This is a genomic window from Micromonospora sp. NPDC049044, from assembly GCF_040649215.1.
Taxonomy (GTDB): Bacteria; Actinomycetota; Actinomycetes; order Mycobacteriales; family Micromonosporaceae; genus Micromonospora.
Map to the genome: position 1 here is coordinate 23,148 of NZ_JBEZFA010000044.1, position 26,397 is coordinate 49,544.

Below are 26,397 nucleotides of genomic sequence, written 5' to 3' on the forward strand. Positions count from 1 at the left end.
ACACCACCACGTGCGGGACAATCGTCGGCGACACCTACCCCACGGCGTTGGAGACTCAGACATGGCCCACACCCCCGTCAACCACCCCGCGCGGCCGATCTACCGGGCGATCGGCGGGCTGACCGGTCTGTACCTGGTGGTCTTCGGCGTGCTCGGCATCATCGCGAGCGCCGGCAACGAGATCCTCGCCCAGGATGACACCCGGGTCCTCGGCCAGGGCACGAACCTCGGCTTCTCGCTGCTCAGCGTGCTGCTCGGCGTCGTCGTGCTGGTCGGCACCGTGCTCGGCCGCAACATCGACGTGGCGATCAACCAGTGGCTGTCGTACATCCTGATGGCGATCAGCCTGGCCAGCCTGGCCTTCATCCGGACCGACGCCAACATCCTCAACTTCAGCATCGTCACCGTCATCGTCGTGATGGCCATCGCCCTGGTGCTGCTCATGGTCGGGATGTACGGCAAGGTCGGGTCGGAGGAGGAGGCGGAGGCCTTCCACAAGGCTCGGCTGGTGCTCTGAAGCTTTTCTCTGGTTGCGGTAGTGGGTTTTCGCCGGAGCCCGAGCTGCTCCGGGCGGTCAGGCTTGATCCCTGTGCAGCTCGGGCTCCGGCGAAACCTGACCTGGTCCAACCTTCGGCGGACCCCTTCGGCTTCGTGGTTCTTCGGACAGTCAGCTCTGCCCTGAGTGACAATCCTCCTGAAACGGTCGATTCAGGGGGTTGGCGCTATGCCGCACTTTCCGGTGAACCATCCGGCACGGCCGCTCTACCGGGTCCTCTCCGGTCTGATCGGCGTCTACATCCTGGTCTTCGGCGTCTGGGGCGTCGCCGAGACGATCGGCGACCCGCTCTTTGACCGGAGCAGCACCTGGGCCCTCGGGCTGCGGACCAACCTGGCCTTCTCACTCGCCTCGGTGGTCTTCGGGATCGTCCTGATCATCGGGGCGTCCCAGCGCACCAACCTGGGCCACTACATGAACCTCACGGCCGGCGTGGTGTTCCTGGTCACCAGCATCCTGATGATGTCGGTGCTGCAGACCCGGGCGAACTTTCTCAACTTCTCGATGTCGACAGTTGTCGTGTCGATGCTGTTCGGCCTGATCCTGCTCGGCACCGGGCTGTACGACAAGGTCGGCCCACAGGAACACGCAGAGGCCGAGCTGGCGAACCGCAAACACCCGGTGGCGGACGTGCACCGCCGCTGACGAACGGTCAGCGACGCCGGGCGGTGATCAACGTCGGCTTCGCCTCCAGGTGCGACAACCCGTTCCAGGCCAGGTTCACGAGGTGTGCCGCCACCGTCTCCTTGCGCGGCTTGCGCACCTCGAGCCACCAGCGGCCGGTGAGCGCCACCATGCCGACGAGCGCCTGCGAGTACAGCTCGGCAAGCTTCGGGTCGTAGCTCCGGCTCTTGAACTCGGCGCCCAGGATGTGCTCGACCTGGTGCGCGACGTCGTTCATCACGCTGCTGAAGTTGGCAGTGCCGGACATCAGTGGCGACTCGCGGACCAGCACCCGGAAACCGCTCGTCTCCTCCTCGATGTAGGTGAGCAGAGCCAGCGCCGCCTGCTCCAGCAGCTCCCGCGGGTGCCCGGCGGTCAATGCCGTGGTGATCCGGTCCAGCAGGGCCCGGACCTCCCGGTCCACCACCACCGCGTAGAGCCCTTCCTTGCCACCGAAGTGCTCGTACACCACAGGTTTGGAGACCTTGGCGCGGGCCGCCACCTCCTCGATGGAGGTGGCGTCGAAACCGCGTTCGGCGAAGAGCTGCCGACCTGTCGCAATCAACTGCTCGCGTCGCTGCGCCGCCGACATGCGGACCCGGGAGGTGGGTTTGGGCGCGGGAACCGGCGGTATCACCCGTCGGCCGCCGACACTGTCACCGTCAGTTACCTCAGGCATGTCGCCACCTCGCTGGCGCTCGGTTACGCCCTGCCGTGGAATGGTGCCTCCGCTGTGCCCGTTCACGTCGTCGCCTCACTGGCCGGCGGTCCGACCGCCCTGCCGCCCGTCCGACCGTACCTGGCTCGGCGCCGGCCCCCGTCCGCCGAGCCGTCCGGTCCCCGCGTGGCTCGGTCATCCGGCCATCCTGCCAGGCGGCAACCCGCGGTACCGCCCGGTTTTACCGGGGTGCGACCGGCTTCACCAGCTTGGCGGCGAGGCGCTCCGGCTTTGGCCAGCGCACCTGCGTCGCCGCGCCGACCTTCTCGAACAACCAGATCACCCGGGCGGAGATGTCCACCTGGCCGCGGAGCACACCGTGCCGGGCACTCGTGGGGTCGGCATGGTGCAGGTTGTGCCAGCTCTCGCCGAACGACAGGATCGCCAGCGGCCAGAAGTTCGACGCACGGTCGCCCTGACGCATCGCGAACGGACGCTCGCCGTAGACGTGGCAGACCGAGTTGATCGCCCAGGTGACGTGGTGCAACAGGCCGATCCGGACCAGCCCGGCCCAGAAGAACGCGGTGAGCGCGCCCTGCCACGACCAGGTCACCAGGCCGCCGATCAGCGCCGGACCGAGCAGCGAAACCATCACCAGCACCGGGAACAGCCGGTCCACCCGGCTGATGTCGCGGTCGGCGATGAGGTCCGGGGCGAACCGCTCCCGGTTGGACAGCTCCCGACGGAACAACCAGCCCACGTGTGCGTGGAACAGGCCCCGGGTCAGTGCCCAGAAGCTGGTGCCGAAGCGCCACGGGGAGTGCGGGTCGCCCTCCAGGTCGGAGAAGGCGTGGTGCCGTCGGTGGTCGGCCACCCACTGGATGATGTCGCCCTGCACCGCGAGCGAACCCGCCACCGCCAGGGAGACGCGCAGCCACCGCTTGGCCTTGAACGAGCCGTGCGTGAAGTAGCGGTGGAAGCCGACGGTGATGCCGAGCCCGCTTACCACGTAGAAGACCAGACCGATGATCACGTCGGTCCAGCCCAGCCAGCCACCCCAGGCCAGCGGGACGGCGACAAGCAGGGCCACGAAGGGGATCACCACGAAGGCATAGAGGGCGGCCAGGATGCCGGGGGACTGGCTGCCGTCGGTGAGTGGCTTGGGGCCGCTGGCGGCCGGGTTCGGATCGAGCAGAGTGGTGGACATGAGACCTCGCAGGGGGACGGTGACGATCACAAAGCTACGCCTACGTCACCGTAACTTACGGCTCCGTAGATCGCACGGGGAAGTTTCGAGCGGCCCTCACTTCATCGCCGAAATCCGCAGGTCAGGTGCCGTCGTGGTGAGTGGGAGGGGGAGCCGACTGTTCGACTCGGGGCTCGCTCGAAACGTGGCCTGGATGCCTCGAAGGCACGAAACCGGTGGCTTGTGGCACCGGCCTGCCGCATCGTTCCCGCCGTCCGCTTTCGCGTCGCTGCCGGTGTGCGGCGGGATGAGCGATGGCGTCCACCGGCCGGGGCGCTAAGGTGTAGCGGCGGGACACCCAATTCCCCGCGCGACGTCCTCGCGTCGTTGATCGGCCGTGGTGTAATTGGCAACACCCGGGTCTTTGGTACCCGTATTTCAGGTTCGAACCCTGGCGGCCGAGCTGCCCACCTACGTCCGTTTTGGGCTCGGGTGGGGGTAAGAGGGGAAGGTGCCGGTCCTCGCGGTTAGCATGGCCGCGGAAGTGTCCGCCGTCCCGACGGGAGCCACGTCGTGCCCCAGCCCCACCTTCGTACCGTCGTCGTACTCGCCGCCGGTGAGGGCAAGCGGATGAAGTCGACGCTACCCAAGGTGCTGCACCCCCTGCTCGGTCGGACGCTGCTCGGTCACGTGCTCAGCGCTGCCGCGCCGTTGACCGCGGACCGGACCGTCGTCGTGGTGGGGCACGGCGCCGACAAGGTTCGGGAGCACCTGTCCGAGATCGCCCCGGCCGCCATGCCCGTGCTCCAGGCCGAACAGCTCGGCACCGGACATGCCGTGCGGATCGCGCTGGACGCCGTCCCGGACGGCGCCGGCACGGTTGTGGTGATCAACGGGGACGTGCCGCTGTTGCGCCCCGAGACGGTCGGCGCGCTGGTGACAGCGCACGAGGAGGCGGCTGCGGCGGCCACCGTGCTGGCCGCCGAGGTGCCCGACCCGACCGGGCTCGGACGGATCGTCCGGGACGCCGACGGTCACCTGGAGCAGATCGTCGAGCAGCGCGACGCCGACGCGGCGCAGCGCGCGATCCGGGAGATCAACGCGGGCATCTACGCGTTCGACGCGGTGCGGCTGCGCGAGTCGCTGGGCAAGCTCTCCACCGACAACGACCAGGGCGAGGAGTACCTGACCGACGTGTTCGGCCTGCTCCGTTCCGCCGGTGAGCCGGTCGCCGTGCACCTGGCCGCCGATCACGTCGAGACGTTGGGCTGCAACGACCGGGTGGAGTTGGCGGCGCTGCGCCGGCTGCTGCGCGACCGGGTCAACGAGGCGTGGATGCGTACCGGAGTGAGCCTGCTCGACCCCGTGACCACCTGGATCGACGTGACGGTCGCGTTGGACCGCGACGCGGTGGTCGACCAGAACACCCAGTTGCGCGGTGCGACGGTGGTCGGTGCGGGAGCGTCGGTCGGGCCGGACGTCACGCTCATCGACACGATCGTCGGCCCGGGGGCGTCGGTGGTCCGCAGTCACGCCGTCGGCGCCGAGGTCGGCGCGGGCGCCAGCGTGGGCCCGTACGCGTACCTGCGACCGGAGGCCCGGCTGGGCGAGAAGGCGAAGGTCGGCACGTTCGTCGAGGTGAAGAAGTCCGAGATCGGGCCCGGCGCGAAGGTGCCGCACCTGACGTACGTGGGTGACGCGACGATCGGGGAGCAGACGAACATCGGCGCGGCGTCGGTCTTCGTCAACTACGACGGGGTCAACAAGCACCGCACGGTGATCGGCAGCCACGCCCGGACGGGTGCGGACAACATGTTCGTGGCGCCGGTCGAGGTGGGCGACGGCGCGTACACGGCGGCCGGCTCGGTGATCGTGGACGACGTACCGGCGGGTGCGATGGGTGTGGCCCGTGCCCGCCAGCGCAACATCGAGGGCTGGGTGGTGAAGCGGCGGGCCGGTACGCCGGCGGCCGAGGCCGCGCAGCGGGCCGCCGACGCGAAGGGTGCGTCGGGAATGGCCGGAGCCGCAAGCGACAGTGAGGCAATGCACGGGGTGACCGAGACGGTGGGCGGCACATCCGGCGCGGGAGATACTGCAACCGAATAGTCCCCGACCCCCCACCACCGGGTCGGGTACCGCCGACAAAACGGGAGCAGACGGGCCCATGGGCAGCATCGTCGCCGAAAACCGCAAAAGCCTGATGCTCTTTTCCGGACGTGGCTTTCCGGAGTTGGCCAAGGAGATCGGCGAGGTGCTCGGCGTCGCGCCGACCCCGGCCGACGCGTACGAGTTCGCCAACGGCGAGATCTTCGTACGGTTCAAGGACTCGGTGCGTGGTTCGGACGCCTTCGTGGTGCAGTCCGTCACGCACGGGGTGAACACGTGGGTCATGGAGACCCTGATCATGGTGGACGCGCTGAAGCGGGGGTCCGCCAAGCGGATCACCGTGGTGCTGCCGTTCTACCCGTACGCCCGGCAGGACAAGAAGCACCGCGGCCGGGAGCCGATCTCGGCCCGGCTGGTGGCGGACCTGTTGAAGACCGCGGGCGCGAACCGCATCCTCACCGTCGACCTGCACACCGCGCAGATCCAGGGCTTCTTCGACGGTCCGGTGGACCACCTCTTCGCGATGGACATCCTGGCCGAGTACGTGGAGCACAAGTACGCCGGCCGACCGATGACAGTGGTGGCCCCCGATTCCGGCCGGGTACGGGTGGCCGAGCGGTGGACCGACCGGCTCGGCGGTTGCCCGCTGGCGTTCATCCACAAGACCCGCGACCCGATGAAGCCGAACCAGGTAGTGGCGAACCGGGTGGTCGGCGAGGTGGAGGGCCGGGTCTGTCTGATCGTCGACGACATGATCGACACCGGTGGCACGATCGCCAAGGCCGCGGACATCCTCAAGGAGTCCGGGGCGGCGGAGATCGTTGTCGCGTCCACCCACGCGTTGCTCTCCGACCCGGCCACGGAGCGCCTGAAGAACAGCTCGATAAGCGAGATCGTGGTGACCAACACGTTGCCGCTGCCGCCGGAGAAGCAGTTGGACAAGCTGACCGTGTTGTCGATCGCGCCGCTGCTGGCGCGGGCGATCCGAGAGGTCTTCGACGACGGTTCGGTGACCACCCTGTTCGGCGGCCTGAGCTGATTGATGGGCCCCGTTTCCGCCACTCAGCATTCCGGCGGGGGCGGGGCTGTCAAACTTGTGGAAACGGGGCCGGCACGTTGGTGGGAATACCACCGACGCGCCGGTCTGGAGCCGTGAACGGGGACTGCCGGAAACCCTGGAAACAGCTCGGGTAGACTGGTGCGGTTGCCACGGCGAGGGTGCCCGGCGGGCCGCTGAAAAGCGCCGCACGGAGGCACCGTCATCGACGCGGTGCTCCGGGCAGTCGTTCATGACGCATGAGCCCCAGCGAGCCCCTCGCCCCAGCACCGCCAGACGACAAGCCGCCGCAGCGAAAAGCATCAGGAGTTTCCCCGTGTCCGAGGTAAAGATCAGCGCCGAGCCCCGCACCGAGTTCGGCAAGGGTGGTGCCCGCCGTACCCGCCGGGCCGGCAAGGTGCCCGCCGTGCTGTACGGCCACGGCGAGAAGCCCAAGCACATCGCGCTGCCGTCGCGGGAGTTCGCCGCGGCGATCCGCAAGGGCGGTGCCAACCAGCTCTTCGCGATCGACATCACCGACGGCACCCAGGTGCTGGCGCTGCCGAAGGCGATCCAGCGGGACCCGATCCGGGACACCTTCGAGCACGTCGACCTGATCCTGGTCCGTCGGGGCGAGAAGGTCACCGTCGAGGTTCCGGTGCAGCTGACCGGCGAGGCCGCCCGGGACACCCTGATCGTGCACGACCACGACACCCTCTCGGTGACCGCCGACGCCACCAAGGTGCCGGACCACCTCGAGGCGTCGATCGAGGGCCTGGAGGCGGGCACCCAGGTGACCGCCGGTGACGTCGAGCTGCCGTCCGGCGTCGAGCTGGCCGCCGACTCCGACCTGACCGTCGCGTCGGTGACCGCCGCCCCCACCGCCGAGCAGCTCGAGGCGACGCTGCCCGAGGTCGAGGTCGCGACCGACGAGGCCGAGGCCGAGGCCGGCGAGACCACCGAGGGCTCCGAGGGCGCGGACGAGGCTCCGGCCGCCGAGGGCGACGAGAACGCCGAGGCGCGCACCGAGGCCTGATCGGTTCAAGCTCTGCGACAGGCGCTCCCGGACGTTCGGGGGCGCCTGTCGGCGTATCGGGAGTCGGTGGGATGAGCGTCGGGAGGGACGGGTCGTGACGGACGAGGCGGCGGGGCCGTGGCTGGTGGTCGGCCTGGGCAACCCGGGTCGGGAGTACGCCGGGAACCGGCACAACGTCGGCTTCATGGTGGCCGATCTGCTGGCCGGGCGGTTCGGCGCGCGGTTCGGCCGGCACAAGCGGGCGGTGGCCGAGGTGGCCGAGACGCGGTTGGGCTTCGGTGGGCCGAAGCTGGTACTGGCGAAGCCGCTGACGTACATGAACCTCTCCGGTGGGCCGGTGGCCGCCCTGGCCCAGTTCTACAAGGTGCCGGCGGCGCAGGTGATCGCTGTGCACGACGAGCTGGACATCGACTTCGGGCAGGTGCGGATCAAGTTCGGCGGCGGTGAGGGCGGGCACAACGGCCTGCGTTCGATGTCGAAGTCGTTGGGCACGAAGGACTACGCCCGGGTCCGGTTCGGCGTCGGCCGGCCGCCGGGGCGGCAGGATCCGGCGGATTACGTGTTGTCGGATTTCGGCACCGCGGAGCGCAAGGAGTTGGATTTCCTTGTCGACCGGGCCGCCGACGTGGTGGAGTCGGTGATCGTCAAGGGCGTGGAGCCGACGCAGAACCTCTACCACGGGGGCTGAGTCGGGCGAGGCGTACCGGATCCGAAACGGTCGGCCGGTAGTCTGCGCCTTTCGGCGTGCCGCGACCGGCGACGCGGGTCGTGGCGAATCGGTCCGTGCGGGCACGGGTCGCGGCGAGGCGACAGGAGCGGGCAGATGACCAGTCCTCCGATGATCGACGGTGCGTTCGCCAGGTGGTTGGCGTCGCGGGCCGGGCAGGCGCTGCTCGACCTACGCGTCGAGATGGGCTTCGCGGACACCGGCGCGCTGAAGTCGGCCGGGGACAAGGTTTCCCACGACCTGATCCGCACGGAGCTGGCGAAGTGGCGGCCGGGCGACGCGGTGCTCTCCGAGGAGGACGAGGGATCGCGGCTGGCCTGGGCGGCTGAGGTGAACACCGGGGCGGTGTCCCGGTTGACAGCGGACCGGGTGTGGATCATCGACCCGTTGGACGGCACCCGCGAGTTTTCCGAGGAGGGCCGCTCGGACTGGGCGGTGCACGTGGCGCTCTGGGCGCGCAGCGCGCCGAGCCCGCACGGGCTGGTCGCCGGGGCGGTGGGGTTGCCGGCGCAGCACCGGGTGCTGGGCACTGACTACCCGCCGGCGTACCCGCCGATGACTGTGGAGGCCGCGACGGCCGGCGAGCGGAAGATCCGCCTGGCGGCCAGCCGGAGCCGGCCGCCGGTCTTCCTGACCGACCTGGCCGAGGACGTCGGGGCGCATCTGGTGCCGATGGGATCGGCCGGCGCGAAGATCGCCGCAGTGGTCACCGGCGAGGTGGACGCGTACATCCACGCGGGTGGGCAGTACGAGTGGGACTCGGCCGCCCCGGTTGCTGTGGCGACGGCCACCGGACTACACGCTTCCCGGATCGATGGTTCTGCGCTGAAATACAACGAGGCGGATCCGCGCCTGCCGGACCTGCTGGTCTGTCGCAAGGATCTCGCCAGCCGGTTGCTTGCAGCGCTGCAGAGGCATTCCGGGTAGCCTGAGCGCACTTTCTTGACATGTCCGACCGGAAAGGTCTGGAAATCGGATGAGCGAGCGAATCGAGCCGGTGTCATGACCACCCCCGCCGCCTACCGGGTCTCCCACCTGGACGCCCTGGAGGCGGAGAGCATCTTCGTGATGCGCGAGGTGGTAGCCGAGATGGAACGCCCGGTGTTGCTCTTCTCCGGCGGCAAGGACTCGATCGTCATGCTGCGGTTGGCGCAGAAGGCGTTCGCCCCGGCCAGCATCCCCTTCCCGGTCATGCACGTCGACACCGGGCACAATTTCCCGGAGGTCCTGGAATACCGCGACCAGCGGGTCGCCGAGCTGGGGTTGCAGCTCGTGGTGGCGAGTGTGCCGGAGGCGCTGGCCAGCGGCATGGTCCGGGAGTCCGGCGACGGGATGCGCAACCGCATCCAGACGCCGGTGCTGCTGGACGCGGTGGAGAAGCACCGCTTCGACGCGCTGTTCGGCGGGGCCCGCCGCGACGAGGAGAAGGCGCGGGCCAAGGAGCGGGTGTTCAGCTTCCGCGACGAGTTCGGCCAGTGGGACCCGAAGAACCAGCGACCTGAGCTGTGGTCGCTGTACAACGGCCGGCACCACCCCGGCGAGTCGATCCGGGTCTTCCCGCTGTCCAACTGGACCGAGTTGGACGTCTGGCACTACATCGCCCGGGAGCGCATCCCGCTGCCCTCGATCTACTACGCGCACGAGCGCGAGGTGATCGAGCGGGACGGCATGGTCTACGCGGTGAACGAGTTCTTCCGCCCGCGCGCGGGGGAGGAGCGGTTCAAGGCGCAGGTGCGCTATCGCACCGTCGGCGACGCCTCCTGCACCGCGGCGGTCCGCTCCGACGCGGACACCGTGGAGAAGGTCATCGAGGAGGTGGCGGCCACCCGGATCACCGAGCGCGGCGCCACCCGTGGTGACGACCGGGTGAGCGAGGCCGCCATGGAGGACCGCAAGCGGGAGGGCTACTTCTGATGAGCACCGAGACGATGGCCCCGACTGCCGAGGCGCGCTCGATGGACCTGCTGCGCTTCGCCACCGCCGGCAGCGTGGACGACGGCAAGTCGACACTTATCGGCCGGCTGCTCTACGACACCAAGTCGCTCTTCACCGACCAGTTGGCCGCGGTGGAGGCGGTCAGCGCGGCCCGTGGCGACGAATACACGAACCTGGCGTTGCTCACCGACGGTCTGCGGGCCGAGCGGGAGCAGGGCATCACCATCGACGTGGCGTACCGGTACTTCGCCACCCCACGCCGCAAGTTCATCATCGCCGACACCCCCGGGCACATCCAGTACACCCGCAACATGGTCACCGGGGCGTCCACCGCCGACCTGGCGTTGATCCTGGTGGACGCCCGCAAGGGCCTTGTCGAGCAGTCCCGCCGGCACGCGTTCCTCTGCTCGCTGCTGCGGGTTCCGCACCTGGTCCTCTGTGTCAACAAGATGGATCTGGTGGACTGGTCGCAGGAGGTCTACGAGCGGATCGCCGACGAGTTCACCGCGTTCGCCGCGAAACTCGACGCACCGGACCTGACAGTGGTGCCGATCTCCGCGCTGCGCGGCGACAACATCGTCGCCCGCTCCGAGAACATGCAGTGGTACGAAGGCCCGTCGCTGCTGCACCACCTGGAGCGGGTGCACATCGCCAGCGACCGCAACCTGGTCGACGTCCGGTTCCCGGTGCAGTACGTGATCCGGCCGCAGTCCACCACTGTCACCGACTACCGCGGCTATGCCGGCCAGGTGGCCTCCGGGGTGCTCAAGCCGGGCGACGAGGTGATGGTGCTGCCGTCCGGCTTCACCAGTCGGATCGCCAGTGTGGAGACCGCCGACGGGCCGGTGCCGGAGGCGTTCCCGCCGATGTCGGTGACGGTACGGCTGGCCGACGAGATCGACATCTCCCGGGGTGATCTGATCTGCCGGCCCAACAACGCGCCGGCGGTGGCCCAGGACATCGAGGCGATGGTCTGCTGGATGGACGAGACGGCCCCGCTGCGGGTCGGCGCCCGGTACGCGATCAAGCACACCACCAGGTCGGCGCGGGCGATCGTGCGGGGGCTGCACTACCGGTTGGACATCAACTCGCTGCACCGCGACGAGTCGGCCGACGAGCTGCGGCTCAACGAGATCGGCCGGGTGCGGCTGCGGACGACGGTGCCGCTGCTCGCCGACGAGTACCGCCGCAACCGCACCACCGGTGGTTTCGTCATCATCGACGAAACCACAAACCGCACGGTGGGCGCCGCCATGATCGTCGAAGCCGCCTGACCGGCCCCCCGACCCCGTGCAAGATCACGCTCGATCTGTGAAGTAGTGGCCTCCCGGAACAGGGAGGCCACTACTTCCATGAACAAGCACGGTCATGCCGCTCCCACCCCGAGCCCGGTTGCTGACGCGAGCCTCTTCCCGGGCGACGGGGTGGAGATCAGTCCAGGCGGGTGGCGCCGGGGGAGGGCAGGGCGGTCAGGGTCGCGGGGGTGGTGAAGCCCCGTTCGGCGTAGGCGGCCTCGACGGCTGCGGTCGTCTCGTCGGCGCGGTCGGCCTCGATCAGAGCCAGGACACAGCCGCCGAACCCGCCGCCGGTCATCCGGGCACCGAGCGCGCCGGCCGACAGCGCCGCCTCGACCGCCGTGTCGATCTCCGGGACGGTGATCTCGAAGTCGTCGCGCATGGACGCGTGCGAGGCGGTGAGCAGCGGGCCGATGTCCCCGACCCGGCCGGCGCGCAGCAGCGCCACAGTGTCCAGCACCCGCTGGTCCTCGGTGACCACGTGCCGGACGCGCCGTCGGGTCTCCTCGTCGTCGAGGCTGGCCAGGGCGCTGTCGAGCTGGTCGACTGTCACGTCGCGCAGCGCGGCGACGCCGAGCGCCTTGGCGGCCGCCTCGCAGGAGCGGCGGCGTGCAGCGTACTCCCCGTCGGCGTGCCGGTGCGGTGCGCGGCTGTCGATGACGAGCACGGCCAGACCGGCGGCGTCCAGGTCGAACGGAATGTGCTCGACGGACTCGTCGCGGCAGTCGAGGAAGAGCGCGTGCCCTTCCCGGCAGCGGATCACCGCGGACTGGTCCATGATGCCGGTCGGCGCGCCCACGTAGACGTTCTCCGCCCGCTGCGCCAACCGCGGCTGGCGCTCGGGGGACAGGTCCAGCCCACCGAGGTCGAGCAGGGCGGCGAGCACTGACGACTCCAGCGCGGCCGAGGAGGAGAGCCCGGCACCCAGCGGCACGTCGGAGGCGATCGCCAGCCGGGCGCCGGGCACCGCGTGACCGGCGTCGCGCAGCGCCCAGACCACCCCGGCCACGTACGCGCCCCAGCCGGTCACCCGGCCGGGCTCGGCCACGTCGTCCGCGCCAAAGGTGATCGTCTCGTCGGAGAGCTCGGACCAGACCGTCCAGCGCTCGCCGTCCTGCCGGTCGGCGGCGACCACGGTACGCAGTGGCAGCGCGAAGGGCAGCACGAACCCGTCGTTGTAGTCGGTGTGCTCGCCGATCAGGTTGACCCGGCCGGGCGCGGCCCAGCGGCCGGTGGCCGGACCGCCGTACTGCGTGGTGAAGCCGGCGGCGGCCCGGTCGGCCACGGCACGCGTGGGGTCGGTCACGGCTGCTGCTCCAGGATGTGCGTGCGGTAGAAGGCCCAGGCGTCGCCGACCATGTCGTGCAGGGTCGGCTTCCGCGGCACCCAGCCCAGCTCGTCGCGGGCCAACGCGGAGGAGGCGACCAGCTCGGCCGGGTCACCCTCGCGGCGCGGGGCCACCTCGACGGGTAGTTGGTGCCCGGTGACCTCGCGGACCACGTCGACGACCTGGCGGTTGGTGAAGCCGTTGCCGTTGCCGAGGTTGTAGATCCGGTGTTGGCCGCCGGTGGCCGCGTCCAGCGCCAGCAGGTGCGCGCGGGCCAGGTCGGCGACGTGGATGTAGTCGCGGACGCAGGTGCCGTCCACTGTGGGGTAGTCGTCGCCGAAGAGTTGGAGCTTCTCCCGCCGGCCGGCGGCGACCTCGAGCGCGATCGGGATCAGGTGCGTCTCCGGGTCGTGTCGTTCGCCGATCGCGACGTCGCCGTCGAGGTGGGCGCCCGCGACGTTGAAGTAGCGCAGCGACACGGCGGCCAGCCCGTGCGCGATGGCCTCGGAGGTGAGCGCCATGTCGACGGCGAGCTTGGTGGCGCCGTACGTGCTTGTGGGTGCCTTGACCGCGCTCTCGGTGATCGGCAGTTGGGTGGGGTTGCCGTAGACGGCGGCGGTGGAGGAGAAGACCATGCGGGGCACGCCGGCGGCCCGGACCGCGTCGATCAGGGCGAGTGTGCCGACGGTGTTGGTCTGCCAGTAGAGCTCTGGTTTGACCATCGACTCGCCGGCGGCGATCAGGGCCGCGAAGTGCAGCACCCCGTCGAAGCCGGCGTCGGGGGTGAGGACGCGGGCGGCGTCGTGGATGGACGCCTCGACGTGGGTCGCGTCCGGGGCGAGCGCCTCGCGGTGCCCGGTGCGCAGGTCGTCCAGGACGACCACCTGGTGACCCGCGTCCAGCAGCATTCGGGTCACCACGCTGCCGATGAAGCCGGCGCCCCCGGTCACGAGCAGTTTCACGTCGTTTGCCTCCTGCCTGGCCCGCCCGGGACGTGGCCTTCGCTGATCACCCTAGGGTGGCGGCCGGTGCCCTGACCGACGGCACCGCCATCCTTATTCCATCATAAACTCTCATGATTAAACAGACCCGCACATGCTGGTCCGCTCCGGCCGATTCCCGGTGGGGCGAGCGAACGGTGTCTACCATCTCTGTCATGCGGGAAGCGGCCCGTACCGGGCTCCGGCGACGCGTGCGGGAACGACCCCGCCGCGACCCCGGGCCGCTCGCCCGGGCCGTCGCCCGGGTGCTGGTCCGCACCGCCGACGGCGCCTCCCGACTCGTCACCGACCTGCTCGGGGCCGGGCCGGCGGCCGGCCGGGAGCGCATCACCGAGGCCGAGTTACGCGATCTGGTCGCGGCGAACACGGTGCTCGACCCCGACGAACGCCGGATCATCGACGAGGTACTGGTGGCCGGCGCCAGCCTGGTCCGCGAGGTGATGATGCCGCGCACCGAGGTCGTCTTCCTCCCGGCCCGGCTCACCATCACCGAGGCCGCCCGGCTGGTCCGCGCCGAGACGCACACCCGCTACCCGGTCACCGACGGCACCCACGACGACGTGGTCGGCTTCGTGCACCTGCGGGACGTGCTGCTGCGTCCGGACGCCGACCCGTGTGCCACAGTCGGCGAACTGGCCCGGGAGGTGAAGCGACTGCCCGGAAGCAAGCGGGTGCTTCCCGCGCTCACCGAGATGCGCCGGGAGGGCCAGCACCTGGCGGTGGTGGTCGACGAGTACGGCGGCACCGCCGGCATCGTCACGCTTGAGGACCTCATCGAGGAGGTGATCGGCGAGATCCGCGACGAGTACGACACCACGCCGGACCCGGTGCACGTCGGTCTGCCGGCCGTGGTGGACGGCCGGCTCAACCTCGCCGACTTCGCCGAGCGGACCGGGGTGGTGCTCCCCGCCGGGCCGTACGAGACGGTCGGCGGGTACGTGATGGCGGCGCTGGGGCGGCTTCCGGTGACCGGTGACGAGGTGCCGGTGCCCGGTGAGCCAGCCGATGCCGGCGGGCCGGATCCCGCCGACCCGCCGGACGGCTGGCTGCTGCGGGTCCTCGCGCTGGACGGCCGTCGGGTGGCGCGGCTCGCGGTCTCCGCCGTCCGGGTGCCGGAGCAGCAGCGCCGCGAGCACAGTGTCGGCCCGGCGCGGGAGACGGTGGCCGGGCGGCACCACGGGTTGCCGACCGGGTCGACGCGCCGGGTCGATCCGGGCGTACCACCCGAGGTCAGCGCCCCGACACCGGCGGGCCGCGGCCGACCCGCCGGCCCGTCATGACGGACCGGGTTGGTTGCTGACAGAATTATCGCCATGTCCGACGTTCCCGCCCGTCCCCGCGTCTTCTCCGGCATCCAGCCGACGGCCGACTCGTTCCATCTCGGCAACTATCTGGGCGCGGTGCGGCACTGGGTGGCGTTGCAGGAGACCCACGACGCGTTCTACTGCGTGGTGGACCTGCACGCCATCACCGCGGGGCACGACCCGGCGCAGCTGCGGCAGCGGACGCGGGTGGCCGCCGCCCAGCTCTTCGCGGTCGGGCTCGACCCGGAGCGCAGCACGCTGTTCGTGCAGTCGCAGGTGCCCGAGCACCCGCAGCTGGCCTGGGTGCTGGGCTGCATCACCGGTTTCGGCGAGGCCAGCCGGATGACCCAGTTCAAGGACAAGTCGCAGAAGCAGGGCAACGAGCGGGCCAGCGTCGGGCTGTTCACCTACCCGGTCCTGCAGGCCGCCGACATCCTGCTCTACCAGGCCAACGCGGTGCCGGTCGGCGAGGACCAGCGCCAGCACCTGGAGCTTTCCCGGGATCTGGCCCAGCGGTTCAACTCGCTGTTCGGCCCGACGTTCACGGTGCCCGCGCCGCACATCGTGAAGGACACCGCGAAGATCACCGATCTCCAGGACCCGACGGCGAAGATGTCCAAGTCGTCGTCCTCGCCCTCCGGCATCATCGACCTGTTGGACGATCCGGCCCGATCGGCCAAGAAGATCCGATCCGCGGTGACGGACACCGGCCGGGAGATCGTCTTCGACACCGAGACGAAGCCGGGGGTGTCCAATCTGCTGACCATCTACTCGGCGCTGAGCGGCCGCGGCATCGACGAGCTGGTGGCCGCGTTCGCCGGCCGCGGCTACGGCGACCTGAAGAAGGAGCTGGCCGAGGTGGTGGCGGAGTTCGTCCGTCCGGTCCAGGAACGCACCCGTGCCTACCTCGACGACCCGGCCCAGCTGGACAAGCTGCTCGCCGCCGGTGCGGAGAAGGCCCGCGCGGTGGCCTCGGCGACCCTGCGGTCCACGTACGAGCGGGTCGGGTTCTTCCCGCCCGTGCGCGGCGAGTAGCGCCGCGCGCAGATGACCGGGTCGGTGGCCGGAGGGGCGGCGCGAAGCGTGGATCGCAGTGGCGGGGTGTCGCCGACCGGCGACACCATCCAGATCGGCATCGCGGTGGACATTCCCGAGCCCTGGGGTGCCCAGCTCACCAGGCGGCGGGTCGAGGCCGGTGACCCGCTCGCGGTCCCCGCACACGTGACGTTGCTCGCGCCCACCGAGATCCGGACGGCCAGCCTGCCCGCCGTCGAGCGGCACCTGGCCGCCGTCGCCGCCACGCACCTGCCGTTCACGCTGCACCTGCGGGGCGCCGGCACGTTCCGTCCGGTCACCCAGGTGGTGTTCGTCGCGGTGGCCGCCGGCATCAGCGAGTGTGAGTTGCTTGCCGCAGCCATCACCGCGACGCCGGACCTACACCGCAAGGCCCGCTTCCCGTACCATCCGCACGTCACAGTGGCGCAGGACGTGGCACCGGAGACCCTGGACAAGGTGTACGAGGACCTGGCCGACTTCTCCGCGATGTTCGAGGTCGAGGCGTTCACCCTCTTCTCGCACAGCGGGGAGGCTCGGTGGCAGCCGCGCCGGGACTTCCGCCTCGGCACCTGAACCGTCGGCGACGCGCCGGTAGGTGAGCAGCGGGAGCCGGTTGCCACTACGGCGGTGCGAGATCGGCGAGGATGATCGCGTGAACGTGATCGGCTGGATCGAAGCGGGCATCGACCGCTGGGTGAGCGCCGCGCGCCACCGGTCGAGCCTGTTCGATCACGTGTGGCGGGCCGGCGCCCTGTACGCCGAGGTGCTGGCCGGGCGGCTGGCCGCCGCGATCGCCTACTACGGCTTCTTCGCGGTGTTCGCCCTCGCCCTTGTCGCGTTCTCCATCTTCGGCGCGATTCTGGAGGACAACGACGAGGTGAGCGCGGCGGCAGCCGGCTTCCTCCGGGAGAACCTGCCCTTCCTGGACGCCCAGCAGATCGCCAACTCCAGCGGCACTGTCGGTGTGGTCGGTCTGGTCATCCTGGTGTTCACCGGGATCGGGTGGGTGGAGGCCATTCGGTCCTCGCAGCGGCTGATGTACCAACTCAACCAGCAGCCCGGCAACCTGGTGATCCGACGGCTGGTCGACCTGGGCGTGATGATCGGTGTCTTCGTGCTGCTCGGCCTCTCGGTCGCGGCCGTGGACGCGTTGGAGTCGTTGCTGCGTTTCCTCCTGCGCAGCACCGGGTCGGTAGGCCTCACCACGATCAGCGCGGTGCTCAGCGTGCTTGTCAACGCGGTCCTGGCCACCGCGTTGCTCCTCGCGGTGCCCCGGCTGCGGATGAGCAGGTCCCGGCTGCGCCCGGTGGTGCTGGTGGTGGCGGTCGGGATCACCCTGTTGAACACGGTGGGGCGCTACTACGTGGTGCGTACCGAGCGGAACCCGGCGTACACGGTGGTGGCCGGTGCCGTCGGTCTGCTGCTCTACCTCTACCTGCTCAACCAACTTGTGCTGTTCGGTGCCGCGCTCCTCGCGACAAGCAGGAACGGGCGGGTGGTGGACCTGGCGGAGGCCGCCGCCCCGACGGGCGGGGTCGACGAGGACACCGATCCCGGTACGCCGGGTGGTGCGAGCTGAGGACGGAAGGTGTGCAGATGCTGATCTCGGTCGACCCGGACTCGTCGGTGCCCCCGTACGAGCAGGTCCGTGGGCAGCTCGCCGAGTTGATCGGCGACGGTCGGCTGCCGGTCGGATGTCGACTGCCCACCGTCCGGCAGCTCGCCGCCGACCTCAGCCTGGCCGCGAACACGGTGGCCCGGGCGTACCGGGAGTTGGAGGCGGCCGGGCTGCTGGAGACCCGGGGGCGCAACGGCACGTTCGTCGCCCCCGGCCGGGACGACGCCGTCGACAGGTTGCAGCGGGCGGCGGCCGGCTACGCGGCCGAGGCGACCCGGCTCGGCGTACCGCCGGCCACCGCGCTCGCCCTGGTCCGCGCCGCCCTGGATGCCGTCCGCCCCGGCTGACCGTCGCCGGCAGCGCACCGGACGGCGGAAACTGAGCCGAAAGCCACCGGTGCTCACGTTCGCGGACCATGATGAGCCGGTGGGCGCACTCATGACTCTGGACCTACCGGCCGACTCGCCGCTGCTCGGGCTGCCCTGGATCATCACCTTCGGTCCGCTCGGCGAGCTGGACGAGTGGGAGCCGGTGGTCTGCGGGCCGTACGAGCGGCCGCACGCGTTGGCGCTGGCCGAGGCGGTGGTGGCCGAGGAGCAACTGATGGCGGTGGTGGAGCCGTTGCTGCCGGCGCTCTCCGCCGACGAGATCCGCGATGAGATCGCCGCCGCGCAGGTCGCCGCCGAGGACGAGGCGAGGCAGGTCGAGGGCGCCGACCTGTACGGCGACTTCGAGGACGTGATCGACGAGGAGTTGGACGCCGCCGCCGACGAGGCTGGCCACGGTGCGCCCGCCGAGCCGCCGGACGAGGCCGAGGTGCGCGCCGGCTTCACCCGGATCGCGGCGCTGCTCACCGCGAAGTGACTCCGAGCGTCAGCGGGTCGGCGGCCCGTCCAGCACGCAGAACTCGTTGCCCTCCGGGTCGGCGAGCACCGTGAACCCTTCGGCCCCGGTCTGCCCGACGTCGACGGGCCGCGCACCGAGGCTCAGCAGTCGCCGTACCTCGGCCTCCGGGTCGGCGTCCGCGACCAGGTCGAGGTGCAGCCGGTTCTTGCCCCGCTTGGCGGTGCCCGAGCCCTGCAACCACACGGTGGGCGCGCCGGCCGACCGTCCCGGCGGCCGGAGCTTGGCGCTGCCGTCGTCGCCCTGGTCGACCTGGTAGCCGAGCGCCGCTGACCAGAACGCGACCATCAGGTCCAGATCCTCGACGTCGAGCGTGCACTGCGCTATCCGTACCACGATGGGTTCACCTCCGTAGCGATGGTGCCCGATGCGGTACCCGCGACGGCGGCTGGCCACACCATCGGCGGCAGACGGACACCGGCACCGCGCGGAGCGGACTCCGCGCGGTGCCGGTGGCACCTCACCCCCCACCACAAGGGGCCGGTAGCCCAGTCGCCCGCCGGCGCGGGGCACGACGAACGACCAGGTCGAGAGGTTGTTACCCGCTCAGCGCCGTTGTAACCAGCCGGCCCGGTCTGCAGGAGTCAAGCAGTTCTTGCGTAAGGCAGCCGTGCCGTGCTCGGCACGACCGCTGTGGAGCCGCGTACCACAAGCTCCGGGCGGAACAGGTACTCCGAGTGCGGAGCGCCGTACCCGTTGATCTCGTCCACCAGGGCCCGGACGGCGGCCACCGCCATCGCGGCGACCGGCTGCCGCACTGTGGTCAGCGGCGGGTCGGTGAAGGCCATCAGCGGCGAGTCGTCGTAGCCGACCACCGAGACGTCCTCGGGCACCCGGAGGTCGCGTTGGCGGGCGGCCCGGATCGCGCCGAGCGCCATCAGGTCGGAACCACAGACCACGCCTGTCGCACCGCGGTCGAGCAGTCGGCCGGCCGCCGCCTCGCCGCCCTCCACACCGAACAGCGACAGCTCGGCAAGGGGGCCGAGGCCGGCCTCCCCGACACCGGCGAGGCGGGTCATCGCCGAACGCCAGCCGGACACCTTGCGCTGCACCGGGACGAACCGGTCCGGGCCGGTGACCAGGCCGATCCGTCGGTGCCCGAGCGCGACCAGGTGGGCGACGGCGAGCTCGGCGGCCTCCCGGTCGTCGCAGGAGACGAAGGGGGCGCCGATGTCCGGCGTGTGCCCGTTGATCATCACGATCGGCAGCGGTCGGGCGAGCAGCGCGCGGTAGCGGTCGTGGTTGGCGGCGGTGTCGGCGTGCCGACCGGAGACGAAGACGATCCCGGACACCTGCCGGTCCAGCAGCATCTCCACGTACTCGTCCTCGGTCACGCCGCCGGCGGTCTGAGTGCAGAGCACCGGGGTGAACCCGCTCTGCGCCAGGGTCGACTCGATCACCTGGGCGAAGGCGGGAAAGATCGGATTGTCCAGCTCCGGCACCACCAGACCGACCAGTCCGGCGCTGCGCTTGCGCAGCCGGGCGGGGCGCTCGTAGCCGAGCACGTCCAGTGCGGTGAGGACGGCCTGCCGGGTCTCCGGCGCCACGCCGGGGCGGTCGTTGAGCACCCGCGACACCGTGGCCTCGCTGACTTCGGCCTGTTGGGCGATGTCGGACAGTCGAGCGCGCATGGCGGCACTTTAGCCCACCAGCAAGTTCTTGCCGCGTGCCCTGCAAGCCATTGCATGGTCGGCAAGAACTTGCCGACCGGCGGTGGTGGTCCGGACGCCCGGCTCGCCGCGCGACTTCCGGCCGGGGTCGGCGGCCGTACGGGGTGGCGCCGACGCGCCGACCGGTCGGACCCCCTACTACGAAGTGTCGTTGATGGGGCAGGATGGGCAGCGTGGAAGCGCTGCGACTCATCCTTCTCTATGTCCATCTGATCGGCTTCGCCCTGCTGCTCGGCGGCTCGATCGCCCAATACCTCAGTGGCCGACTGCGGATCAACCCGGCGATGCTCTGGGGGGCGGTGATCCAGTTGCTGACCGGGCTCGGCCTCTCCGCGCCGCTGCGCGACGGCGACGAGCCTGCACCCGCGAAACTTGTGACGAAGTTGGTAATCGCCCTACTGATCTTCGTCATGGTCTTCTTCTCGCGGAAGCGGGACGTGGTGAACCGTGGTCATTTCCTCGCGATAGTCGGTCTGACCCTGGTCAACGCGGCGGTCGCGGTCTTTTGGCGGTAACGTCCGAGGGGGCCGCCGTCCCCGCGGAAACGGACGTTAAGGACGCCTGCACGCGCCATCACCAGCACCGGGAGTGACGTTCCCCACCCAAGGGTTACACCCGGGTAACAGGCGCTCAACAGTCGTGCACGATTGTCGGCCGGTGGGTGGGCGCGGGCGTACGCTCCCGTCCGTAACGTGGGACAGCCGGCGGCACACCCGCAGGCCGGCTGATGGGCTGCCACCGCACAAGGCGCGGTGAGCAATGGGAAGGAGACGTCTTGCGCTCGGTGCGTGGGATGCGGATCGCCTCGATCTTCGCGGTGGGTGGGCTCGCGCTCACCGCCGCCGCTTGTGGCGAGGCGCCCAAGGATGACAACAACGCCGGCAGTGGCGCCAAGAAGTTCAGCGCCTGCATGGTGACCGACGTCGGCGGCATCGACGACAAGTCGTTCAACGCTTCGGCCTGGAAGGGCCTGCAGGAGGCCAAGGCCGCCAACGACAACATCGACATCAAGTACGTCGCGTCGAAGGCGGAGGCGGACTACGAGCCGAACCTGACGCAGTTCGTCAACCAGAAGTGCGACTTCATCCTGGCGGTCGGTGGCCTGATGTCCAACGCCACCTCGAAGATCGCCAAGGCGAACCCGAACCAGGAGTTCGGCATCGTCGACGCGAACCCGGGTGACGCCAACGTCTACCCGATGCAGTTCGACACCGCGCAGGCCGCGTTCCAGGCCGGTTACCTGGCCGCCGGAATGAGCAAGTCCGGCAAGGTGGCCACCTACGGTGCGGTGCCGATCCCGCCGGTGACGATCTTCATGGACGGCTTCGTCGACGGCGTCGCGCACTACAACAAGACCAAGGGCAAGAACGTCCAGGCCCTGGGCTGGAACAAGGAGACCCAGAAGGGCTCCTTCTCCAACGCCTTCGACAAGCAGGACGAGGGCAAGAAGGTCTCCGACGCGCTGGTCGCCCAGGGCGCGGACATCATCATGCCGGTCGCCGGCGGCTCCGGCCTCGGCACCACCGCCGCCGCCAAGGCCTCGGGTGGCAAGTACAGCACCATCTGGGTGGACGTCGACGGCTGCGAGAGCACCCCGGACTGCTCGGCGATCATCACCACCGTGGTCAAGAACATCCCGGACGCCGTCAAGGAGGCCGTGGTGAAGGCCGCCGCCGGTGACAAGCTGCCGGCCAACCCGGGCTTCGTCGGCACCCTGGCCAACAACGGTGTCTCGATCGCCCCGTACCACGACTTCGACAGCAAGGTTCCGGCCGAGCTGAAGGCTGAGGTCGACAAGATCAAGGCGGACATCGCCGCTGGCACCATCACCGTCACCTCGAAGGCTCAGCCGACCAAGTGACAACCGCACGGCCCCTCCGGTGAGATCATCGGGGAGGTCGGCGGGGGACAGGTACGACCGATCGGCCGCTTCGGCCCCGCGGGTGACCGTGGGGTCGGAGCGGCCGATCGCGCACCACGTCAGCCGGGCCGCTCCGGCCGGGTTGACGGCAGCTAGGCTGCACCATCGCTCGCACTCCAGGAGGTTGCGCTGAGACTCGAACTGCGCGGCATCACCAAGCGGTTCGGTGATCTGGTCGCCAACGACCACATCGACCTGACGGTGGAGCCTGGAGAGATTCATGCCCTGCTCGGCGAGAACGGCGCGGGCAAGTCGACACTGATGAACGTGCTCTACGGGCTCTACCAGCCCGACGAGGGCGAGATCCTGGTCGACGGCAAGCCGTTGAAGCTGAAGGGCCCGTCCGACGCGATCGGTGCCGGGATCGGCATGGTGCACCAGCACTTCATGCTGGTGCCGGTCTTCACCGTCACCGAGAACATCATGCTCGGCGCCGAGCAGGTCCGAGGCGGCATCGCCGGTTTCCTGGACCGGCGGCGGGCCCGGCGCGAGGTCACCGAGGTGTCCGAGCGGTACAACCTGCGGGTCGACCCGGACGCGGTGATCGAGGACCTGCCGGTCGGCATCCAGCAACGCGTCGAGATCGTCAAGGCGCTCACCCGCGACGTCGACCTGCTCATCCTGGACGAGCCGACCGCGGTGCTCACCCCCCAGGAGACCGAGGAACTGCTGACGGTGATGCGGTCGCTCAAGGCGGCCGGCAAGTCGATCGTCTTCATCACCCACAAACTTGGCGAGGTCAAGGCCATCGCCGACCGGATCACCGTGATCCGACGCGGAAAGACGGTGGGCACCGCCTCGCCGGAGGCCAGCCGGGACGAGTTGGCCGCGCTGATGGTCGGGCGCAACGTCCGGCTCACCGTCGACAAGACCCCGGCCACTCCGGGCGAGCCGGTGCTGGAGGTGTCCGGGCTCGTCGTCGACGACGACCGGCAGATCCGCGCCGTCGACGGCATCGACCTGACCGTGCGGGCGGGTGAGGTGCTCGGCGTGGCGGGCGTCCAGGGCAACGGTCAGACCGAGCTGATCGAGGCGATCATGGGCCTACGCCCGGTGCTCGGCGGCACGGTCAGCCTGGTCGGCGACCGGATCAACGGGTGGAAGCCCAAGCGGGTGCTCCGGGCGGGCGTCGGCTACGTGCCCGAGGACCGCAGCGTGGACGGCCTGGTCAAGGAGTTCAGCGTCGCGGAGAACCTGGTGCTGGACATCTACGACCGGCCGCCGTTCGGTGCCGGGCTCGCGCTCAAGCCGGACGCGATCGCCGCCTCGGCGAAGGAGCGGATCGAGCAGTTCGACGTCCGCACGTCATCGGCCGACGCGGCGGTGGGCACTCTCTCCGGCGGCAACCAGCAGAAGGTGATCGTGGCCCGGGAGCTGTCCCGGCCGCTGAAGCTCCTCATCGCCGCCCAGCCGACCCGTGGTGTCGACGTCGGGTCGATCGAGTTCATCCACAGCCAGATCATCCACGAACGGGACGTCGGCACCGCCGTCATGGTGGTCTCCAGCGAACTCGACGAGGTGATCGGGTTGGCTGACCGGATCGCGGTGATGTACCGCGGTCGCATCATCGGCATCGTCGGCCCGGACACCCCGCGTGAGGAGATCGGCCTGCTGATGGCCGGCATCACCCCGGACGCGGCGAACGAGCGCAACACGGACGCCGTGCCCGGCGACAGGCCGGCCACCGACGGGAGCCCGGCGAGCGACCCGGGCTCCGCGAGCGAGGACGAGGCATGACCAACCCCCCAACCCCGCAGTCCGGCTCGCCGGACAAGGAGCCGGCGAGCGAGGCGCAGGCCGCGCAGAACGCGCTCGGCAACACCGAACGGGCCGAGGTGGCGACCGAGCCGGACCGCCCGGCGGCGAAGCCGGAGCCGGGGTCGAAGCCGAGCCTGGGTCGGCTGTTCCTGGACAACCTCTGGGCGGCCAACACCTTCACGGTGACCCTGCTGTCGCTGGTGTTGGCGATCGTGGTCGGCGCGGTGCTGATGATCATTTCTGATCCCGACGTGCTCTCCACGTACTCGTACATCACCTCCCGCCCGTCCGACGCGATCAACTCCAGCTGGACGCTCGTCAGCGAGGCGTACGCGAACCTGTTCAAGGGCTCGATCTTCGACCCCGAGGCGTTCTCCGGCTGGTTGGACGGCACCGGTAGCTGGCAGGCCGTGCTCGCGCCGATCTCCGAGACGCTCACCTACGCCGCGCCACTGGTCTTCACCGGTCTGTCGGTGGCGCTGGCCTTCCGGGGCGGCCTGTTCAACATCGGCGCCCAGGGTCAGGCCACGATCGGCGTGATCATGGCGGCGCTGGCGGGCTTCCTGCTGCCGCTGCCGCCCGGCCTGCACCTGCTGGTGGCGGTGCTGGCCGGCGCGCTGGGCGGAGCGATCTGGGGGTTCATCCCCGGCATCCTCAAGGCCCGGGCCGGCGCGCACGAGGTGATCAACACGATCATGCTGAACTACGTCGCCACGTACTTTCTCACCTGGTTGATCGTGCAGAACGGCGTGCAGGACCCGACCCGTACCGACGCGATCAGCAAGGCGGTCGACACCTCCGCCCAGCTGCCCCGACTGCTCGGCGACAACCTGCGGGTGCACGCCGGCATCCTGCTCGCCGTGCTGGCCACCTGGGCGGTCGCCTGGCTGCTCAACCGCTCGACGCTCGGCTTCGAGCTGCGTGCGGTCGGTGCCAACCCGGACGCCGCCCGGACCGCCGGCATCAGCGTCACCCGGACGTACATCCTGATCATGGTCTTTGCCGGCATCCTGGCCGGCCTCGGCGGCTCGAACATGGTGCTCGGCTCGACCGCCAGCGCGTTGACCCCGCTGGTGGTCGCGCAGATCGGCTTCGACGGCATCCTGGTGGCGCTGCTCGGGCGGGTGAAGCCCTGGGGGGTGTTGCTCGCCGCGCTGCTGTTCGGGGCGCTGCAGGCCGGCGGTAACCGGATGCAGTCGTACTCCGGGATCTCGCTGGAGCTGGTGACGGTGCTCCAGGCGCTGATTGTCATCTTCATCGCCGCGCCGGCCCTGGTGAAGGCGATCTTCCAGCTCCGGGCCGCCCGCGCCGCCCGGTTGCAGACGAGCCTGGCGAAGGGCTGGTAACTGATGTCCACCATGGCTGTCCCCGACATCGCGGTCGCCCCGGTAGACGAGGGCTTCTGGACCCGCAGCCGCAAGGTCGGCCTCACGCTGCTGGGGCTCGGCCTGCTGTCCGCGGTGCTCTTCGGCGCGCTCGCCACCGACCAGCAGGCCCGGTTCACCCTCAGCGACGACGCGGCCGGCGCCGCGTTGGAGATCAACGGCACGATCGGGGCGATCCTGTTCGGGATCATCGCGATCGCCGCCGGTGCGGCGCTCCTCGCCGGGGTGCCGAAGCGGTGGTTCCTTCCCGTGCTCGCCGTCGGGCTTGTCGGTTTCGTGCTGTCGTTCCTCTGCTGGCAGGTCTCCGCCGCGCCGACCGGGCAGAACTTCATGCCGCTTGTCAACATCATCCGGGGCACGTTCATCCTGGCCCTGCCGTTGATCTTCGGCGCGCTCGCCGGTGTGCTCTGCGAACGCTCCGGCGTGGTCAACGTGGCGATCGAGGGCCAGCTGCTGATGGGCGCGTTCAGCGGCGCCCTCTTCGGCAGCATCTCCGGCAGCGTCTGGGTGGGCCTGGTCGCCGCCGCCATCGGCGGCGCGTTCATCTCGCTGCTGCTCGCCGTCTTCGCCATCCGTTACCTGGTCGACCAGGTCGTCATGGGCATCGTGCTCAACCTGCTGGCGGTCGGCGTCACCGGCTTCCTCTACGAGCGGCTGATGCAGACCGACGCCGCGAGGTACAACAGCGCGCCCCGCTTCAGCAACTGGGAGATCCCGCTGCTGAAGGACATCCCGGTGCTCGGGCCGGCGTTGTTCCGCGGCAACATCTTCCTCTACCTCGGGCTGCTCCTGGTCCTGGTGATCCACATCGCGTTGTTCCGCACCCGGTGGGGGCTGCGTACCCGGTCCGTCGGCGAGCACCCGATCGCGGCCGACACGCTCGGCGTCAAGGTGCTGCGGGTGCGCTACCGCAACGTGCTGCTGGCCGGTGTGGTCGCCGGCATCGGCGGCGCGTCCTACACGCTGGCGCTCTACTCGTTCACCAAGAACATGATCGGTGGTAAGGGCTTCATCGCCCTGGCCGCGCTGATCTTCGGCCGGTGGAACCCGACCGGCGCGCTGCTCGCCGCCCTCTTCTTCGGGTTCGCCGACCAGCTCGCCACCTACCTGGGCGCGATCAGCAGCTCGATCCCCAGCCAGTTCCTGGCCATGCTGCCCTACCTGGCGACCATCCTGGCCGTCGCCGGGCTGGTCGGCCGGGTCCGGGCACCGGCCGCCGACGGCAAGCCGTACATCAAGGGCTGACACCCCAGCCG

The 26,397-nt window shown here is 70.1% G+C and carries 26 protein-coding genes and 1 tRNA gene; 21 read left to right on the top strand and 6 right to left on the bottom strand.

From position 1 onward, the window contains the following. Positions 1–61: 61 nt before the first annotated feature. Together AB0B85_RS28215 and AB0B85_RS28220 are read left to right on the top strand one after the other, a co-directional pair. Positions 62–517, top strand: coding sequence for a DUF4383 domain-containing protein (locus AB0B85_RS28215; protein WP_357411995.1), 456 nt, complete (start codon positions 62–64; stop codon positions 515–517). A gap of 207 nt (positions 518–724) precedes the next feature. Beyond that, positions 725–1,201, top strand: coding sequence for a DUF4383 domain-containing protein (locus AB0B85_RS28220; RefSeq protein WP_357411996.1), 477 nt, complete (start codon positions 725–727; stop codon positions 1,199–1,201). Between the two features lie 7 nt (positions 1,202–1,208). On the opposite strand, the gene AB0B85_RS28225 is transcribed toward AB0B85_RS28220, so the two are convergent. Both AB0B85_RS28225 and AB0B85_RS28230 read right to left on the bottom strand, forming a co-directional pair. Beyond that, complete coding sequence (locus AB0B85_RS28225; RefSeq protein WP_357411997.1) at positions 1,209–1,898, bottom strand: TetR/AcrR family transcriptional regulator; 690 nt, start codon at positions 1,896–1,898, stop codon at positions 1,209–1,211. A 220-nt stretch (positions 1,899–2,118) separates the two neighbouring features. Further along, complete coding sequence (locus AB0B85_RS28230) at positions 2,119–3,084, bottom strand: acyl-CoA desaturase (RefSeq protein WP_357411998.1); 966 nt, start codon at positions 3,082–3,084, stop codon at positions 2,119–2,121. A gap of 370 nt (positions 3,085–3,454) precedes the next feature. Between AB0B85_RS28230 and AB0B85_RS28235 the strand changes: the two genes are divergently transcribed. From AB0B85_RS28235 to AB0B85_RS28270, 8 genes are all read left to right on the top strand, one after another. Beyond that, positions 3,455–3,526: transfer RNA gene (locus tag AB0B85_RS28235), tRNA-Gln, on the top strand. Positions 3,527–3,636: 110 nt separating this feature from the next. Further along, the gene (gene glmU / locus AB0B85_RS28240; RefSeq protein WP_357411999.1) at positions 3,637–5,169 is read left to right on the top strand and encodes a bifunctional UDP-N-acetylglucosamine diphosphorylase/glucosamine-1-phosphate N-acetyltransferase GlmU; all 1,533 of its coding nucleotides are present in this window, start codon (positions 3,637–3,639) and stop codon (positions 5,167–5,169) included. Between the two features lie 58 nt (positions 5,170–5,227). Beyond that, the gene (locus tag AB0B85_RS28245; protein ID WP_030329105.1) at positions 5,228–6,208 is read left to right on the top strand and encodes a ribose-phosphate diphosphokinase; all 981 of its coding nucleotides are present in this window, start codon (positions 5,228–5,230) and stop codon (positions 6,206–6,208) included. A gap of 334 nt (positions 6,209–6,542) precedes the next feature. After that, entirely contained in the window at positions 6,543–7,241 is a 699-nt protein-coding gene (locus AB0B85_RS28250; RefSeq protein WP_357412000.1) for a 50S ribosomal protein L25/general stress protein Ctc, read from the top strand. Between the two features lie 94 nt (positions 7,242–7,335). Continuing rightward, the gene (gene pth, locus AB0B85_RS28255; protein ID WP_357412001.1) at positions 7,336–7,929 is read left to right on the top strand and encodes an aminoacyl-tRNA hydrolase; all 594 of its coding nucleotides are present in this window, start codon (positions 7,336–7,338) and stop codon (positions 7,927–7,929) included. Positions 7,930–8,064: 135 nt separating this feature from the next. Continuing rightward, the gene (locus AB0B85_RS28260; RefSeq protein WP_357412002.1) at positions 8,065–8,895 is read left to right on the top strand and encodes an inositol monophosphatase family protein; all 831 of its coding nucleotides are present in this window, start codon (positions 8,065–8,067) and stop codon (positions 8,893–8,895) included. A 75-nt stretch (positions 8,896–8,970) separates the two neighbouring features. Further along, a complete protein-coding gene (gene cysD / locus AB0B85_RS28265; RefSeq protein ID WP_357075637.1) occupies positions 8,971–9,882 on the top strand; it encodes a sulfate adenylyltransferase subunit CysD in 912 nt (303 codons plus the stop codon). Next, positions 9,882–11,177: a GTP-binding protein gene (locus AB0B85_RS28270; RefSeq protein ID WP_357412003.1), complete on the top strand. Its 1,296-nt coding sequence runs from the start codon at positions 9,882–9,884 to the stop codon at positions 11,175–11,177. The genes cysD and AB0B85_RS28270 overlap by 1 nt, the downstream gene beginning before the upstream one ends. A gap of 157 nt (positions 11,178–11,334) precedes the next feature. Here AB0B85_RS28270 and galK read toward each other — a convergent pair whose 3' ends face one another. Both galK and galE read right to left on the bottom strand, forming a co-directional pair. Further along, the gene (gene galK / locus AB0B85_RS28275) at positions 11,335–12,504 is read right to left on the bottom strand and encodes a galactokinase (RefSeq protein WP_357412004.1); all 1,170 of its coding nucleotides are present in this window, start codon (positions 12,502–12,504) and stop codon (positions 11,335–11,337) included. Then, entirely contained in the window at positions 12,501–13,433 is a 933-nt protein-coding gene (gene galE / locus AB0B85_RS28280) for a UDP-glucose 4-epimerase GalE (RefSeq protein WP_357412026.1), read from the bottom strand. The genes galK and galE overlap by 4 nt, the downstream gene beginning before the upstream one ends. A gap of 248 nt (positions 13,434–13,681) precedes the next feature. Here galE and AB0B85_RS28285 point away from each other — a divergent pair, with 248 nt between their 5' ends. The 6 genes from AB0B85_RS28285 to AB0B85_RS28310 all read left to right on the top strand — a co-directional run bounded on the left by AB0B85_RS28285 (position 13,682) and on the right by AB0B85_RS28310 (position 18,368). After that, a complete protein-coding gene (locus AB0B85_RS28285) occupies positions 13,682–14,806 on the top strand; it encodes a hemolysin family protein (protein WP_357412005.1) in 1,125 nt (374 codons plus the stop codon). A 33-nt stretch (positions 14,807–14,839) separates the two neighbouring features. Further along, on the top strand, positions 14,840–15,865 hold the full coding sequence (trpS, locus tag AB0B85_RS28290) for a tryptophan--tRNA ligase (RefSeq protein ID WP_357412006.1): 1,026 nt from the start codon (positions 14,840–14,842) through the stop codon (positions 15,863–15,865). Positions 15,866–15,877: 12 nt separating this feature from the next. Then, positions 15,878–16,459, top strand: a complete 582-nt coding sequence (locus tag AB0B85_RS28295) for a 2'-5' RNA ligase family protein (protein WP_357412007.1) — start codon at positions 15,878–15,880, stop codon at positions 16,457–16,459. A gap of 79 nt (positions 16,460–16,538) precedes the next feature. Beyond that, positions 16,539–17,465 (top strand): YhjD/YihY/BrkB family envelope integrity protein, encoded by a 927-nt coding sequence (locus AB0B85_RS28300; RefSeq protein ID WP_357412008.1) that lies wholly within the window; start codon positions 16,539–16,541, stop codon positions 17,463–17,465. Positions 17,466–17,482: 17 nt separating this feature from the next. Continuing rightward, positions 17,483–17,851 carry a GntR family transcriptional regulator gene (locus AB0B85_RS28305; protein WP_357412009.1) on the top strand — a complete coding sequence of 123 codons (369 nt, stop codon included), beginning with the start codon at positions 17,483–17,485 and terminating at the stop codon, positions 17,849–17,851. A gap of 79 nt (positions 17,852–17,930) precedes the next feature. After that, entirely contained in the window at positions 17,931–18,368 is a 438-nt protein-coding gene (locus AB0B85_RS28310) for a hypothetical protein (RefSeq protein ID WP_357412010.1), read from the top strand. A 9-nt stretch (positions 18,369–18,377) separates the two neighbouring features. Here the strand turns inward: AB0B85_RS28310 and AB0B85_RS28315 are convergent, their stop codons facing one another. Next, entirely contained in the window at positions 18,378–18,746 is a 369-nt protein-coding gene (locus tag AB0B85_RS28315) for a VOC family protein (RefSeq protein WP_357412027.1), read from the bottom strand. Positions 18,747–18,991: 245 nt separating this feature from the next. Further along, positions 18,992–20,038 carry a LacI family DNA-binding transcriptional regulator gene (locus AB0B85_RS28320; protein WP_357412011.1) on the bottom strand — a complete coding sequence of 349 codons (1,047 nt, stop codon included), beginning with the start codon at positions 20,036–20,038 and terminating at the stop codon, positions 18,992–18,994. Between the two features lie 212 nt (positions 20,039–20,250). Here AB0B85_RS28320 and AB0B85_RS28325 point away from each other — a divergent pair, with 212 nt between their 5' ends. The 5 genes from AB0B85_RS28325 to AB0B85_RS28345 all read left to right on the top strand — a co-directional run bounded on the left by AB0B85_RS28325 (position 20,251) and on the right by AB0B85_RS28345 (position 26,386). After that, positions 20,251–20,592 carry a hypothetical protein gene (locus AB0B85_RS28325; protein WP_357412012.1) on the top strand — a complete coding sequence of 114 codons (342 nt, stop codon included), beginning with the start codon at positions 20,251–20,253 and terminating at the stop codon, positions 20,590–20,592. Between the two features lie 278 nt (positions 20,593–20,870). Continuing rightward, complete coding sequence (locus AB0B85_RS28330; protein ID WP_357412028.1) at positions 20,871–21,938, top strand: BMP family ABC transporter substrate-binding protein; 1,068 nt, start codon at positions 20,871–20,873, stop codon at positions 21,936–21,938. Positions 21,939–22,187: 249 nt separating this feature from the next. Further along, positions 22,188–23,735 carry an ABC transporter ATP-binding protein gene (locus AB0B85_RS28335; RefSeq protein WP_357412029.1) on the top strand — a complete coding sequence of 516 codons (1,548 nt, stop codon included), beginning with the start codon at positions 22,188–22,190 and terminating at the stop codon, positions 23,733–23,735. Next, positions 23,732–25,102: an ABC transporter permease gene (locus AB0B85_RS28340; RefSeq protein ID WP_357412013.1), complete on the top strand. Its 1,371-nt coding sequence runs from the start codon at positions 23,732–23,734 to the stop codon at positions 25,100–25,102. Before AB0B85_RS28335 ends, AB0B85_RS28340 begins: the two co-directional genes overlap by 4 nt. A 3-nt stretch (positions 25,103–25,105) precedes the next feature. Continuing rightward, positions 25,106–26,386 carry an ABC transporter permease gene (locus AB0B85_RS28345; protein WP_357412014.1) on the top strand — a complete coding sequence of 427 codons (1,281 nt, stop codon included), beginning with the start codon at positions 25,106–25,108 and terminating at the stop codon, positions 26,384–26,386. The last annotated feature ends 11 nt before the right edge of the window (positions 26,387–26,397 follow it).